This window comes from Pseudomonas sp. GW456-12-1-14-TSB6 (genome assembly GCF_059424205.1).
Genome location: NZ_JBWKZE010000039.1, coordinates 12,059 through 25,699, shown reverse-complemented (window position 1 = coordinate 25,699; position 13,641 = coordinate 12,059). Strand labels below are relative to the sequence as shown.

Annotated in this window: 11 protein-coding genes and 1 pseudogene; 5 read left to right on the top strand and 7 right to left on the bottom strand. The window is 60.8% G+C overall.

Translation table 11 applies throughout. The features are described 5' to 3' along the window. Nucleotides 1-122: 122 nt before the first annotated feature. Nucleotides 123-1,553: an exodeoxyribonuclease I gene (gene sbcB / locus AC07Y2_RS25930; RefSeq protein WP_103387199.1), complete on the top strand. Its 1,431-nt coding sequence runs from the start codon at nucleotides 123-125 to the stop codon at nucleotides 1,551-1,553. Between the two features lie 101 nt (nucleotides 1,554-1,654). Here the strand turns inward: sbcB and mvaT are convergent, their stop codons facing one another. Then, the gene (mvaT, locus tag AC07Y2_RS25925) at nucleotides 1,655-2,032 is read right to left on the bottom strand and encodes a histone-like nucleoid-structuring protein MvaT (RefSeq protein ID WP_007951234.1); all 378 of its coding nucleotides are present in this window, start codon (nucleotides 2,030-2,032) and stop codon (nucleotides 1,655-1,657) included. Nucleotides 2,033-2,371: 339 nt separating this feature from the next. On the opposite strand from mvaT, the gene purU reads away from it, so the two are divergent. Beyond that, entirely contained in the window at nucleotides 2,372-3,220 is an 849-nt protein-coding gene (gene purU, locus AC07Y2_RS25920) for a formyltetrahydrofolate deformylase (RefSeq protein WP_011335666.1), read from the top strand. Nucleotides 3,221-3,278: 58 nt separating this feature from the next. Further along, entirely contained in the window at nucleotides 3,279-3,455 is a 177-nt protein-coding gene (locus tag AC07Y2_RS25915) for a hypothetical protein (protein ID WP_007951232.1), read from the top strand. Here the strand turns inward: AC07Y2_RS25915 and gpgF are convergent. The 5 genes and pseudogenes from gpgF to AC07Y2_RS25890 all read right to left on the bottom strand — a co-directional run. Beyond that, nucleotides 3,439-4,437, bottom strand: coding sequence for a glucosaminyl phosphatidylglycerol flippase (gpgF, locus tag AC07Y2_RS25910; RefSeq protein ID WP_103387198.1), 999 nt, complete (start codon nucleotides 4,435-4,437; stop codon nucleotides 3,439-3,441). The genes AC07Y2_RS25915 and gpgF overlap by 17 nt on opposite strands. Then, nucleotides 4,434-5,210, bottom strand: coding sequence for an N-acetylglucosaminyl phosphatidylglycerol deacetylase (gpgD, locus tag AC07Y2_RS25905; RefSeq protein WP_103387197.1), 777 nt, complete (start codon nucleotides 5,208-5,210; stop codon nucleotides 4,434-4,436). Before gpgD ends, gpgF begins: the two co-directional genes overlap by 4 nt. Next, nucleotides 5,203-6,315 (bottom strand): N-acetylglucosaminyl phosphatidylglycerol synthase, encoded by a 1,113-nt coding sequence (gene gpgS / locus AC07Y2_RS25900; protein WP_103387196.1) that lies wholly within the window; start codon nucleotides 6,313-6,315, stop codon nucleotides 5,203-5,205. The genes gpgD and gpgS overlap by 8 nt, the downstream gene beginning before the upstream one ends. 158 nt (nucleotides 6,316-6,473) lie before the next feature. Beyond that, entirely contained in the window at nucleotides 6,474-7,238 is a 765-nt protein-coding gene (locus AC07Y2_RS25895) for a methyl-accepting chemotaxis protein (protein WP_371855245.1), read from the bottom strand. A 93-nt stretch (nucleotides 7,239-7,331) separates the two neighbouring features. After that, nucleotides 7,332-8,363 (bottom strand): annotated as a pseudogene (locus AC07Y2_RS25890) (HAMP domain-containing protein); the annotation flags it as partial. A 187-nt stretch (nucleotides 8,364-8,550) separates the two neighbouring features. On the opposite strand from AC07Y2_RS25890, the gene AC07Y2_RS25885 reads away from it, so the two are divergent. Continuing rightward, nucleotides 8,551-10,038, top strand: a complete 1,488-nt coding sequence (locus AC07Y2_RS25885; protein ID WP_039766209.1) for a helicase HerA-like domain-containing protein — start codon at nucleotides 8,551-8,553, stop codon at nucleotides 10,036-10,038. A gap of 11 nt (nucleotides 10,039-10,049) precedes the next feature. Here AC07Y2_RS25885 and AC07Y2_RS25880 read toward each other — a convergent pair whose 3' ends face one another. Further along, a complete protein-coding gene (locus AC07Y2_RS25880) occupies nucleotides 10,050-10,505 on the bottom strand; it encodes a DUF721 domain-containing protein (RefSeq protein ID WP_039765977.1) in 456 nt (151 codons plus the stop codon). A gap of 307 nt (nucleotides 10,506-10,812) precedes the next feature. Here AC07Y2_RS25880 and secA point away from each other — a divergent pair, with 307 nt between their 5' ends. After that, the gene (gene secA / locus AC07Y2_RS25875) at nucleotides 10,813-13,551 is read left to right on the top strand and encodes a preprotein translocase subunit SecA (RefSeq protein ID WP_103387194.1); all 2,739 of its coding nucleotides are present in this window, start codon (nucleotides 10,813-10,815) and stop codon (nucleotides 13,549-13,551) included. Nucleotides 13,552-13,641: the final 90 nt, after the last annotated feature.

Sequence of the window (13,641 nt, the reverse complement as noted above, 5' to 3'; positions counted from 1 at the left end):
GGGGGAAACGACATAACTATGTCATACACATCTTTCAACCAAAGGTGACTGAATGATGCGGTGCTGGCCGCGACAGCAGTCGAACGCCTAGACTTTGCCGATCTTCAGTTCAGGAACCGCCCGTGACTTCCATTTTCTGGTACGACTACGAAACCACCGGCATCAATCCCCGATGCGACCGCCCGTTGCAGGTGGCCGGGATCCGCACCGACCACGAACTCAACGAAATCGACGCGCCGGTCAATCTCTACTGCCAGCCCAGCGAAGACATCCTGCCGCACCCGGCGGCGTGCGCAATCACCGGCATCACCCCGAGTCGCCTCGCCGAACAGGGCTTGAGCGAAGCCGACTTCATGACCCGGGTCCACGCCCAGCTCGCGGCTCCCGGTACCTGCGGCGCGGGTTACAACACCTTGCGCTTCGACGACGAGATGACCCGCTACAGCCTGTACCGCAACTTTTTCGATCCCTACGCCCGTGAATGGCAGGGCGGCAACAGTCGCTGGGATCTGATCGATGTGGTGCGCGCCGCCTACGCATTGCGCCCGGACGGGCTGGTCTGGCCGACCGACGACGAAGGCAAGGTGACGCTCAAGCTCGAACGTCTGACCGCCGCCAACAACATCGACCACGGCAATGCTCACGAAGCGTTGTCGGACGTACGCGCCACCATCGCCCTGGCCCGGTTGATCCGCGAGAAGCAGCCGAAGCTGTATGACTGGCTGTTCCAGCTGCGCAGCAAACAGAAGGTCATGGACCAGATTCGCCTGTTGCAGCCGATGGTGCACATTTCCGGACGCTTCTCCGCTGCGCGCAGTTATGTCGGCGTGGTGCTGCCGCTGGCCTGGCATCCGCGCAACAAGAACGCGCTGATCGTGTGTGATCTGCACCTGGATCCGCAGGGTCTGCTCGACCTGGATGCCGAAACATTGCGTCAGCGCCTGTATACCCGCCGTGACGATCTGGCCGAAGGCGAGTTGCCGGTGCCGCTCAAACTCATCCACATCAACAAGTGCCCGGTGGTGGCGCCGTTGGCGGTGCTGCGTGCTGACGATCAGCAGCGTCTGGGTCTGGACATGGCGTTGTATCAGGCGCGTACATTGCGACTAAGTGACGCACAACAAGTTTGGAAAGATAAAGTCTCGGCGATTTATGCCAGCGAAGATTTCGCCTCGAGTGAAGATCCCGAACAACAGTTGTACGACGGATTTATCGGTGATCGCGATCGTCGTTTATGTGAGCAAGTGAGGGCGACCGATCCTGCTCAATTGGCGCGAGAGCAATGGCCGTTCGATGATGAACGTTTGCCTGAATTGTTGTTTCGATATCGAGCACGTAACTTTCCCGATACGTTGAATTTCGAAGAGCAAGAGCGCTGGAAAATCTTTTGTCGGCAACGCCTGTCCGAGCCGGAGTGGGGGGCGCCTAATACCTTGCAATCTTTTGCCGAGGCCATGGAGCAATGGCGGGTTAGTGCTGCGCCGATGCAGGCCGAGGTGCTGGTTGAATGGCAGAACTATGTCCAGGCATTGCGCAAACGTTTGAATCTTTGAAATCGAACATGTCCGGAGCTTGAATGCCGGGCATAAAAAAACGCCAGCATTCGCTGGCGTTTTTTTGTGTCACAGAAGCGCTCTGCGACAAGGGTTGCGGCTTAGCCCAGCAGGGTAGCCCAGCCTTCAACCACGTCACCGCCCCACTTGGCTTTCCACTCTTTCAGAGTTTTGTGGTTGCCACCTTTGGTTTCGATGACTTCGCCGTTGTGCGGGTTTTTGTATTGTTTAACTTTGCGAGCACGCTTGGTGCCGGTAGTTTTGGCTGCGCCGCCACGTGGAGCCTTGGTTTTGGACTCTGGATCCAGCAGCGCGATGATGTCGCGCAGGGATTTGGAATATTCGCCCATCAGTGTGCGCAGTTTGCCTTCGAATTCCAGCTCGGCTTGCAGTTTGTCGTCTTGCGACAGGTTCTTCAAACGGGCTTGCAGCTCTTTGATAGCTTCTTCGGTGGCACGATATTCGTTGATCAAGGACATGATTACTACCTTATGTGGGAGTGCGCGATGGCAGGGGACAGTGCGGCAATAATAGTCAGGCTGTTTCATCAAGTAAACATTTAACCGGGGTTTTTATTTGAATTAGTTACGTTGAAAAGCCCTGAATTGAATGTTCAGTTAAATAATGTGATGGAGTCTTCACAGATATTCACATCAGTCTGTTCATGCATGGCTATTGCTGCGCCATCATTCTGGCGTTTACCAGCGTCAAAAAAGCTGCGACGGGCTGCCGTGAGCCTCCGAGGGTCATCAATACTGCAGTTTTCCCGCGCAGTCGCTAGAATGGCCGCCTTTGCGAAGTTCTGGAGTTTCCCCCTCATGCGCACTTTTCGGCTGGTGATTTCTTGCCCGGACCGCGTTGGCATCGTTGCCAAAGTCAGTAACTTTCTGGCGGCCCACAATGGCTGGATCACCGAAGCGAGCCACCACTCGGATAACCAGGTCGGCTGGTTCTTCATGCGTCACGAAATCCGTGCCGATTCCCTGCCTTTCGGTATCGAGGTGTTGCGCGAGAAGTTTGCACCGATCGCCGAAGAGTTCTCGATGGACTGGCGCATCACCGACACCGAGCAGAAAAAACGCGTGGTGCTGATGGCCAGCCGCGAATCCCACTGCCTGGCCGACCTGCTGCACCGCTGGCACAGCGACGAGCTCGATTGCGAGATCTCCTGCGTGATTTCCAACCACGACGACCTGCGCAGCATGGTCGAGTGGCACGGCATTCCTTATTACCACGTGCCGGTCAATCCGCAGGACAAGCAACCGGCCTTCGACGAAGTGTCGCGTCTGGTCAAGCAGCACGACGCCGAAGTGGTGGTGCTGGCGCGTTACATGCAGATCCTGCCGCCGGACATGTGCCGCGAATACGCGCACAAGGTCATCAACATTCACCACAGCTTCCTGCCGTCGTTCGTCGGTGCCAAGCCGTACCACCAGGCTTCGATGCGCGGCGTGAAGCTGATCGGTGCGACCTGCCACTACGTGACCGAAGAGCTGGACGCCGGCCCGATCATCGAGCAGGACGTGGTCCGCGTCAGCCACAGCGACAGTATCGAAGACATGGTGCGTTTCGGCCGTGACGTCGAGAAGATGGTGCTGGCCCGTGGCCTGCGCTATCACCTGGAAGACCGCGTGCTGGTGCACGGCAACAAGACCGTGGTGTTCTGATTCAAGTTCGCTCCCACGCAGAGCGTGGGAGCGATCCATGGACCGTGAGGAATGACCGATGAGCGATCCACTGGACAAAGCCACTTCCAAGGCACCCGCCACCTTGGGCGAAGGCTGCTTGAGCCGCTATGACCCGGATGACCTGAGCCCGGAGGACGGCACGGAGTTTCCCGGTGCTGCCGAACTGTGGGAACAACTCAAGGACGAAGAGGATGACCTCAAGAAGCCTGTCTGACGCTCAGCAGTTTTTTCAGCAATGGCCGGCCCAGCATCAATAGAAACACCGGGCCACCGACCAGAAGATAGAAGTAATACGTCACCACCCGCCAGATCAGGATCGCCGCCGCCGCGGTCGATTTGCCGACCATTGGCGCCAGCAGCGCCGCCGAGGTCAATTCCGCTGCACCGGCACCGCCCGGCAACAGGCTGAATTGCCCCGCCCCCAGCGAAAGCATCTGGATCAGAAACGTCCAGGCCCACTGCACATCCGCCCCCAGACCGCGCAACGCCAGATACAGCACGCTGTAACGCAGCGACCAATGCACGCAGGTCAGGACGAACACCTTGATCAATGTCTGCCACGGCAACTTCAGCGCATCGGTGAAAGCTGCCAGAAAGTGCAGCAACTGCCGCGCCCAGCGCCGTCGAGTTCGCGGTTTGATGTTCATCCCGGCCAGCAGTCGTCCGCTCAAGCGGATCAAACGGCGGTGAAAGCGCGCGACCAATATGCAGCTCAGCAAGCCCCCGGACAATGACACGGCGCTGACAATCAGCAGCCATTCCATACGATCGCTCAGATGCTGGAACAGCGCGTAAATCAGGATCCCGCTCAGGGCGCAGAGGAAGAACAGCAGATCGCTCAACTGATCCATCGCAAACACGGCGCTGCCCCGGGCCGGGCGCACGCCGCTGCGGGCCAGCAGCGCCATGATCGTCAACGGCCCACCGCTGCCGCCGGGCGTGGCGCACCAGGCAAATTCGGCGGCCATCACCACCCCGAGGCTTTTCACGGGCGTGACCCGGTCACGCTGATCGCCGAGCAGCAGCCGCAGGCGCAAAGTGTTGATGCCCCAACACAGCAGCACCATGGCGAACATGATCAACAGCCAATTCAGCGGGAAAGCCTGCAAGCGCTCCCAAGTCTCGCCGCCGCCGAGCAGGACGGGCACCGCCACGGCCACCAACAGGCCGATCAGCAACAGAATGCCGCGACTCAAGCGGCACGCTCGGCTTGAGTGCGCTGGCGTGTCAGCCAGTCGATTTTGGTCATGGGCACGCGTCCGTCCGCCAGCAGTCGTTCAAGGGTGCGCCACCAGTAATCCCGTGAAGAGCGGTGGCGCATGTCCACCGGGTGCAAGCCTAGACGAATCACCGGCGCCTGACGCCAGCGCTGCTCACGCTGTTCGCTGACGATCTTCGACACCCCGCGACGCCAGGCACTGCGCGCGCTCCACACCAGTCCCGGGGCCTCGACCGCCGCGAAATCCGGCAAGTGATAAAGATGCTGCGGATCGCTGGTGTAGCGCAGCGGCAATTCGCGCAGTGCCTCGCGCGTGCCGGCGCTCATCAACCAGGCCGGGGCGACGAAACCGTGCAGTGGCCAGCCGTGGCGTCGGAACAGATCGATGCCCGGGCGCAGTCGGGCGAGGGCGGCTTCACGGGACAACTGATAGAACTCGCCTTCATGGGTGTAGACCCGCCGCATGAACCAGTCGCGAGCGGTGCGCGGGCCGGGCTCGGTGTCCTCATGAAAGTGGCCGTGCAGGGCCAGTTCATCGCCGCGGGCGACGCGCTCGTCGAGCATGCGACAGAACTCCGGGTGGGCCTCAAGGGCATCGTGGCGATGGAAGTCCGGGACCACCAGCCACGTCATCGGGACGTTGCCCAACCGGTCAACGGCTTCGACGAACCCTCGATAATCGGCCCATGTAGAGGGCGCTACGTCATGCAGCACCAGCATTACCGCCGGGCGTTCTTGAAATTCAGCCATTGGCCACCCGAGGAACCGAATCGCCGAGTACCGCGTGGTAATGGCTCAGCAGGCTGTCGACCACCGTGTCCCAGGCGTAATGCCGTTCGACATGTTGGCGTGCCTGTCGACCGATTACGTCAGTCCCGCGACTGAACAGTTCGCGCACGGCATTGGCCATGGCTTGCGCATTGTTCGGCGCGCAGAGCAGGCCGCAGGATTCGCTGACGATTTCCTCGAACGCCCCGGCCGCCACCGCCACCACGGGAATCCCGCAGGCCATGGCCTCCAGGATCACCAGACCGAAGGTTTCCTGATCGCCGGCATGGATCAGCGCGTCGGCGCTGGCCATCAACCGCGCGACCTGGGCGGCCGGGCAGAACCGATCGATCACGCTGACATTGTCCGGGACGGACGCCGGCATCGACGAGCCGACCAGCAACAAGTGATAACGCGGGCCCAGGCGTTTCATGCAGTCGAGCAGCACCGGCAGGTTTTTCTCTTTGGAACCGCGACCGGCAAAGATCAGCAGGCGCGTGTCCTCGGCGATCCCCAGCTCGGCGCGTAATCCAGCGTCGCGGGCATCCGGGTGGAAGGTTTGCAGGTCAACGCCCAACGGCTGCACATATACGTTGCGCACCCCCAGTCTGCTGAGCTTGTCGGCCATGACCTGGCTGGGTGCCAGCACCCGGTCGAAATTGCCGTACAACTTGCGCACATACGCATCGACATTCGGCGTGACCCAATGGCCCATGCGGTTACCCACCAGCAGTGGCAGGTCCGAGTGGTAGAAACCGATCACCGGCACATCCAGTTGTCGCCGTGCATCGAGCGCGGCCCAGGCGGTGAGGTACGGGTCGCCGACTTCGATCAGATCGGGTTGCAGATCCTGCAGGACGTTTCGCCAAGGGGCCAGGCGCAGGGGAAAACGATAGCCCTTGCCGAAGGGCAGGGCAGGGGCGGGAACCGTATAAACGCCGTCAGACTCACCAAAATCCGCCCCGGGGATCAGCAGGCTGTGGCGGATGCCGGGCTTGACCCCCAGCCGACGGTGCTTGGCATCCAGATAGGTGCGCACGCCGCCGCTGGCCGGGGCGTAGAACATGGTGATGTCAGCGATATGCACGGTGAACGTCCCTCCGCAGTAATCTCCCTTGGTTGACCTTTATCAAGAATAGATGTTCGGTCGGGGTTTCGCGGTGGGGCGCAAGGTCGGTTTCGGAAGGATTGTCGGTCGTCTTCGTCGGACAGTTGTGAACGACGAAAACGACCGACAGAACGGCTTTAAATCCGGAAGCTGCCAACCAGTTGCTTCAATCTCGAAGCCTGCTGCTCCAGATCCGAACAGGCACGCAACGTCGCCTGCAAGTTCTCGACGCCTTCCTGGTTCAGCGTGTTGATCTCGGTGATATCCACGTTGATCGACTCGACCACCGCCGTCTGCTCTTCCGTCGCGGTCGCCACCGACTGGTTCATGCCGTCGATTTCACCAATGCGCTGGGTCACGCTGTTCAGGCGCTCGCCGGCGAGGTTGGCGATGTCCACGCTGTCCTGGCTGTGTCGCTGGCTGTCGCTCATGGTGCTGACGGATTCGCGGGCGCCGACTTGCAGTTCCTCGATCATGGTCTGCACCTGTTGCGCCGATTCCTGGGTGCGGTGGGCGAGGTTGCGCACCTCGTCCGCCACCACCGCAAATCCGCGCCCGGCTTCCCCGGCACGCGCTGCCTCGATGGCCGCGTTGAGCGCCAGCAGGTTGGTCTGCTGGGAAATGCTGGTGATCACTTCCAGAATCTGGCCGATGTTCACGGTCTTGCTGTTCAGCGATTCGATATTGCTGCTGGAGGCGCTGAGCATGCTCGACAGTTGGTTCATCGCCTTGATGCTGCGCTCCACCACTTGCTGACCGTCTTCGGCCAGGCCACGGGCGTCGCTGGCCTGGGTCGAGGCCTGGGCGGCGTTGCGGGCGATTTCCTGGGCGGCGGCGCCGAGCTGGTTGATCGCCGCCGCCACGCTGTTGGTACGCGAGGCTTGCTGGTCGGAGTTGTACATCGACGAGTTCGAGGCGGCGACTACCCGCAAAGCGACTTCGTTGACCTGGCCGGTGGCCGACGACACTTCGCGAATCGAGCCGTGAATACGCTCGACGAAACGGTTGAACGCGGTACCAAGCACGCCGAATTCGTCCTGGTTCTGGATGGTCAGGCGCTTGGTCAGGTCGCCTTCGCCGTCGGCGATGTCTTCCATGGCGCGAGTCATGACATGCAGCGGCTGGATCAGGATGCGGATCAGCATGCCGAGCAGGGCAATGATGATCGCCACTGCAATCACGGTCGCGATCACGGCCGAGGTGCGGAATTCGCTGAGCATCGAGAAGGCTTTGTCTTTGTCCACCGACAGGCCGATGTACCAGTTCACCGACGGCAGGCCTTTGATCGGGGTGAAGTTGACGATGCGGGTCTGGCCGTCGACGGTGACTTCAGTGAAGTCACTGCTGATGCGCGGGGTGTCCTGCGGATAGGCTTCCTTCAGGGACTTCATCACCAGGGCCTTGTCCGGATGCACCAGGATCTTGCCGTCGGCGCTGACCAGGAACGCGTAGCCCATGCCGGAAAAATCTCGGGCGCTGAGGGTGTCGATCAGGGTTTGCAGGCTCAGGTCGCCGCCCACCACGCCCACGCTCTGGCCGGCCTTTTTCGCGGCGGTGGCGATGGAAATGATGGTCTGGCCGGTGGCCGCGTCGATGTACGGTTCGGTCAGGGTCGAGGTGCTGCTGCTTTCCGCACCTTTATACCAGGGGCGAACCCGTGGATCGAAACCGTCCGGCATCTTCGCATCCGGGCGGATGGTGAAGTGCCCGGTGGCATCGCCCAGGTAGGACGCCATGAAGGTCGACGTCAGGGCTTTCTGTTCCAGCAGGCTGGCGACGGCGGCAGGCTCGGGATTGATGGCGATGTTCTGTGCCGCGTTCTCGATCAGCAGGATGCGCCCGCTGAGCCAGGTCTGGATGTTGTCGGCGGTGACCTCGCCCATCTCGTTGAGGTAATTGTCCAGGTCCTCGCGGATCGCATTGCGTTGCAACCAGTCGTTGTACAGCGTGAACGAGGCGAAGGCGGCGATGACGATGAGGGCGGCGGCAAGCAAAATTTTATGGCTGAAACGCAGATTTTTGTTCATGGCTTGGGGTTCCGCTAAGGTCTTATTATTCAGGGCGTGCTTCTATAGATGCTCGCTAGGTGGGCTTGATGAGTACAAGCAGGTATTTCCGCTTCTCCTTAGGGAAATCTCCGATGCGGATGTCAGTCGCATCTGTCACCTTTAGCTATCGGCCATGCTCGACAAAGATTAACCATTGGGTGACCAAATGCCTGACTCCTTGCAACTCGTAATCGGCGCCGACCTCGCCGGGCAACCGATCGCCCAGGCCATGCGCCTGGCCAACCGTCACGGGCTGGTGGCCGGGGCCACCGGTACCGGCAAGACCGTCACCTTGCAGCGCCTGGCCGAGGCGTTCAGCGACGCCGGCGTCGCGGTGTTCGCCGCCGACGTCAAGGGCGACCTGTGCGGCCTCGGTGCTGCCGGCAATCCCCAGGGCAAGATTGCCGAGCGCATCGCCGGCATGCCGTGGCTCAATCACAAGCCTCAGGCGTATCCCGTGACCTTGTGGGACATTCACGGTCAGTCCGGTCATCCGTTGCGCACCACGCTGAGCGAAATGGGCCCGCTGCTGATCGGCGCCCTGCTGGAGCTGACCGACAGCCAGCAGTCGGCGCTGTATGCAGCGTTCAAGGTGGCGGATCGCGAAGGCCTGTTGCTGCTGGATCTCAAAGACCTGAAAGCGCTGCTCAATCACCTCAAGGACAATCCGCAGCTGTTGGGCGAAGACGCGGCGCTGTTCACCACCGGCTCCAGCCAGGCGCTGTTGCGGCGTCTGGCGACGCTGGAGCAGCAGGGCGCCGAGGCGTTGTTCGGCGAGCCGGCGCTGCAACTGGAGGACATTCTGCAGCCGACCGCCGATGGTCGCGGACGCATTCATTTGCTCGACGCCAGTCGTCTGGTACATGAGGCGCCGAAGGTCTACGCGACCTTCCTGCTGTGGCTGCTGGCCGAGCTGTTCGAGCAATTGCCGGAACGCGGCGATGCCGACAAACCGTTGCTGGCGCTGTTTTTCGATGAGGCACATTTGTTGTTCGGCGACACGCCCAAGGCTTTGCAGGAGCGGCTGGAGCAAGTGGTGCGGCTGATCCGTTCCAAAGGTGTGGGCGTGTATTTCGTCACTCAGTCGCCGGGCGATCTGCCGGACGACGTGCTGGCGCAACTGGGGCTGCGGATTCAGCACGGCCTGCGCGCGTTCACCGCCAAGGAACAGAAATCCCTGCGGGCGGTGGCGGACGGCTTCCGGCCGAATCCGGCGTTCGATGCATTGTCGGTACTCACCGAGCTCGGGATTGGCGAGGCACTGGTTGGCACGCTGCAAGAGAAGGGCACACCGGAAATGGTTCAGCGAGTGCTGGTGGCGCCGCCGCAATCACGAATCGGGCCGTTGACCGAGACCGAACGCACGATGCTGATTGCCGGTTCGCCGTTCAAGGGCCGTTATGACAAGCCGATCGATCGCGAGTCGGCCTATGAAATCCTGATGGGTCGCAAAGGACTGGCGCCGGAGGCGGAAGCGGCACCGGGCAAACCGGCCGCTGAAGAGCCGAGCCTGGCGGACAAGGCTGGAGAATTCCTCGGGACGGCGGCGGGGCAGGCGCTCAAGTCGGCGATGCGTCAGGCGGCGAATTCGCTGGGTAAACAGTTGGTGCGTGGTCTGATGGGGTCATTGCTCGGGGGCAGCAAACGCCGCTGATCAACCAAGGCTCAGGGTTTAGGTTTGGCGTGGGCGGCCAGTCGTTCCAGTGCCGCTCGCAGATTCGGATCGCTGATCCCGTCGGCGGTGGCCTGGATGGTCGCCGCCGCATCCGTCGACAGGTCGATCGTCGGCCCGTTCGCCTCGCGCTGGAGGGTCGGTGGGCGCACGGCGAACCTGATCCGCGTCAGATTGGCGAACTCATCGAACATCTGCAGTTGCCGTTGCAGGCGTTTCTGCTGATAGCGCAGACGTGTGGCCCAATGGCCGTCGGTGACGATCAGCAGCAGCTCGCCTTCACGCCACTTGGCCACGTGGCAGTGCGCGCGAGCGGCAGGTTGCAGCTGGCTTTCGAGCAGACGTTGCAGATGGGCCAGGCGCTGGGCATGACCGAGGATGGCTTTCAACGGCCTGGCTTCGCGTAGCAGAACGGCGGGCGCTCTGGCTGTGAGAGGGCGAAATGCCATGATCTAGAACCTGAAGTGACAGAGGCGCCATGGTAGCAGATGGCACCCGTTTCACTCGCCCATTGCTTTTGTCCCTGCTTTGCCCATTAAATCAACGACTAACTTCTTCCCTGTACGGCTTGAAGTTGAGCAAAACGCCCCTATTTTAAGTGAGCCCCGTCAAAGCGCAGTGCCAGCATCGTGGAATATCCCCACTTTCCTCACCACCGTTTCCGGGTAGAATGCTCGTTCGCATGCGGCCATGAGGGCTGCACGGGCGACTCACGGGGCCGCCCTCCATCCCTTTAGTGTGGAAGATCCTGCCGATATGTTTGCGCCTTTGTTAAAGAAACTTTTTGGAAGCAAGAACGAGCGTGAAGTCAAACGCATGCTCAAGACGGTGCAGCTCGTCAATGCCTTCGAAGAGAAGATGGTCGCCCTCTCGGACGATCAACTGCGCGCCAAGACCGCAGAGTTCAAGGACCGCATTGCCAAGGGGGAGACCCTCGACAAGCTGTTGCCGGAAGCCTTTGCGGTCGCCCGCGAAGCCGGCAAGCGTGTCATGGGCATGCGCCACTTCGACGTCCAGCTGATCGGCGGCATGACCCTGCACGAAGGCAAGATTGCCGAAATGCGCACCGGTGAAGGCAAGACCCTGGTGGGTACCCTGGGCGTTTACCTCAACGCGCTGTCCGGCAAGGGCGTGCACGTTGTGACCGTGAACGATTACCTGGCCCGCCGCGACGCCAACTGGATGCGTCCGCTGTATGAATTTCTCGGTCTGAGCGTCGGTATCGTGACGCCGTTCCAGCCGCCGGAAGAGAAGCGCGCCGCCTACGCTGCCGACATCACCTACGGCACCAACAACGAATTCGGGTTCGACTACCTGCGCGACAACATGGCGTTCAGCATGGACGAGAAATTCCAGCGCGAACTCAACTTTGCCGTGATCGACGAAGTCGACTCCATCCTCATCGACGAAGCGCGTACCCCGCTGATCATTTCCGGTCAGGCCGAGGACAGCTCCAAGCTGTACATCGAGATCAACAAGCTGATCCCGAAACTCAAGCTGCACGTCGAAGAAGTCGAAGGCGAAGTCACCCAGGAAGGCCACTACACCGTTGACGAGAAGACCCGTCAGGTCGAACTCAACGAAGCCGGTCACCAGTTCATCGAAGACCAACTGACCAGCATTGGTCTGCTGGCCGAGGGCGAGAGCCTGTATTCGGCGCACAACCTGAGCCTGCTGACTCACGTCTATGCCGGTCTGCGTGCGCACAAGCTGTTCCATCGCAACGTCGAATACATCGTGCAGGACGGTCAGGTCGTGCTGGTCGACGAACATACCGGTCGTACCATGCCCGGTCGTCGTCTGTCCGAAGGCCTGCACCAGGCCATCGAGGCCAAGGAAAACCTGAACATCCAGGCCGAGAGCCAGACCCTGGCATCGACCACATTCCAGAACTACTTCCGCCTCTACGAAAAGCTGTCCGGCATGACCGGTACCGCCGACACCGAAGCGTTCGAATTCCATCAGATCTATGGCCTGCAGGTCATCGTGATCCCGACCAACAAACCGTTGGCCCGTAAGGACTACAACGACCTGGTGTTCCTGACGGCCGAAGAGAAATACGCGGCGATCGTCAACGACATCAAGGAAAGCATGGCCGCCGGCCGTCCGGTGCTGGTGGGTACTGCCACCATCGAAACCTCCGAGCACATGTCCGCATTGCTCGAGAAGGAAGGCATCGAACACAAGGTTCTGAACGCCAAGTTCCACGAAAAAGAAGCTGAAATCATCGCGCAGGCCGGTCGTCCGGGCGCCCTGACCATCGCTACCAACATGGCCGGTCGTGGTACCGACATCCTGTTGGGCGGCAACTGGGAAGTTGAAGTCGCGTCGCTGGAAAACCCGACCCCTGAACAGATCGCCCAGATCAAGGCCGACTGGCAGAAGCGTCACCAGCAAGTGCTGGAGTCCGGCGGTCTGCAGGTGATCGCGTCCGAGCGTCACGAATCCCGTCGTATCGACAACCAGCTGCGTGGCCGTGCCGGCCGTCAGGGTGACGCCGGTTCCAGCCGCTTCTACCTGTCGCTGGAAGACAGCCTGATGCGCATCTTCGCCTCCGACCGGGTGAAGAACTTCATGAAAGCCCTGGGCATGCAGCCTGGCGAAGCCATCGAACACCGCATGGTGACCAACGCCATCGAGAAAGCGCAGCGCAAAGTTGAAGGCCGCAACTTCGACATTCGCAAGCAGCTGCTCGAGTTCGACGACGTCAACAACGAACAGCGTAAAGTGATCTATCACATGCGTAACACGTTGCTGGCTGCGGACAACATCGGCGAAACCATCGCTGATTTCCGCCAGGACGTGCTGAACGCCACCGTCAGCGCGCACATTCCGCCGCAATCGCTGCCAGAGCAGTGGGACGTGGCCGGTCTGGAAGCGTCGATCGCCAGCGACTTCGGCGTGAAGCTGCCGATCCAGCAGTGGCTCGACGAAGACGATCACCTGTACGAAGAAACCCTGCGCGAGAAGCTGATGAACGAGCTGATCGCCGCTTACAACGAGAAAGAAGACCAGGCTGGCGCCGAAGCCCTGCGTTCGTTCGAGAAGCAGATCGTGCTGCGCGTTCTGGACGACCTGTGGAAAGACCACCTGTCGACCATGGATCACCTGCGTCACGGCATCCACCTGCGTGGTTATGCGCAGAAAAACCCGAAACAGGAATACAAGCGCGAGTCCTTCACGCTGTTCTCCGAGCTGCTGGATTCGATCAAGCGCGACTCGATCCGTGTGCTGTCGCACGTTCAGGTTCGCCGCGAAGATCCGGCCGAGGAAGAGCAACGCCTGCGTCAGGAAGCCGAAGCACTGGCCGCCCGCATGCAGTTCGAACATGCTGAAGCGCCAGGTCTGGATCAACCGGAAGCACTGGTCGGTGAAGAGGTCGACGTGGCCCTTGCCACCGCCCCGGTGCGCAACGAGCAGAAGCTGGGCCGCAACGAACTGTGCTACTGCGGTTCGGGCAAGAAATTCAAGCATTGCCACGGGCAGATCCAGTAAAACCCGTTTCAATCGCTGAAATACCCGCGCCGCGACCGGCACCAGCCGTCGCGGCGTTTTGCCATTTACACCACCGTCACTACGCTTGGC

Coding starts and splice junctions, on each gene's coding strand:
- AC07Y2_RS25895 (WP_371855245.1), bottom strand. CDS start 7,238: ATGTACAACTCCGACCAGCAAGCCTCGCGTACCAACAGCGTGGCGGCG.
- secA (WP_103387194.1), top strand. CDS start 10,813: ATGTTTGCGCCTTTGTTAAAGAAACTTTTTGGAAGCAAGAACGAGCGT.
- AC07Y2_RS25880 (WP_039765977.1), bottom strand. CDS start 10,505: ATGGCATTTCGCCCTCTCACAGCCAGAGCGCCCGCCGTTCTGCTACGC.
- gpgD (WP_103387197.1), bottom strand. CDS start 5,210: ATGGCTGAATTTCAAGAACGCCCGGCGGTAATGCTGGTGCTGCATGAC.
- AC07Y2_RS25915 (WP_007951232.1), top strand. CDS start 3,279: ATGAGCGATCCACTGGACAAAGCCACTTCCAAGGCACCCGCCACCTTG.
- purU (WP_011335666.1), top strand. CDS start 2,372: ATGCGCACTTTTCGGCTGGTGATTTCTTGCCCGGACCGCGTTGGCATC.
- mvaT (WP_007951234.1), bottom strand. CDS start 2,032: ATGTCCTTGATCAACGAATATCGTGCCACCGAAGAAGCTATCAAAGAG.
- AC07Y2_RS25885 (WP_039766209.1), top strand. CDS start 8,551: ATGCCTGACTCCTTGCAACTCGTAATCGGCGCCGACCTCGCCGGGCAA.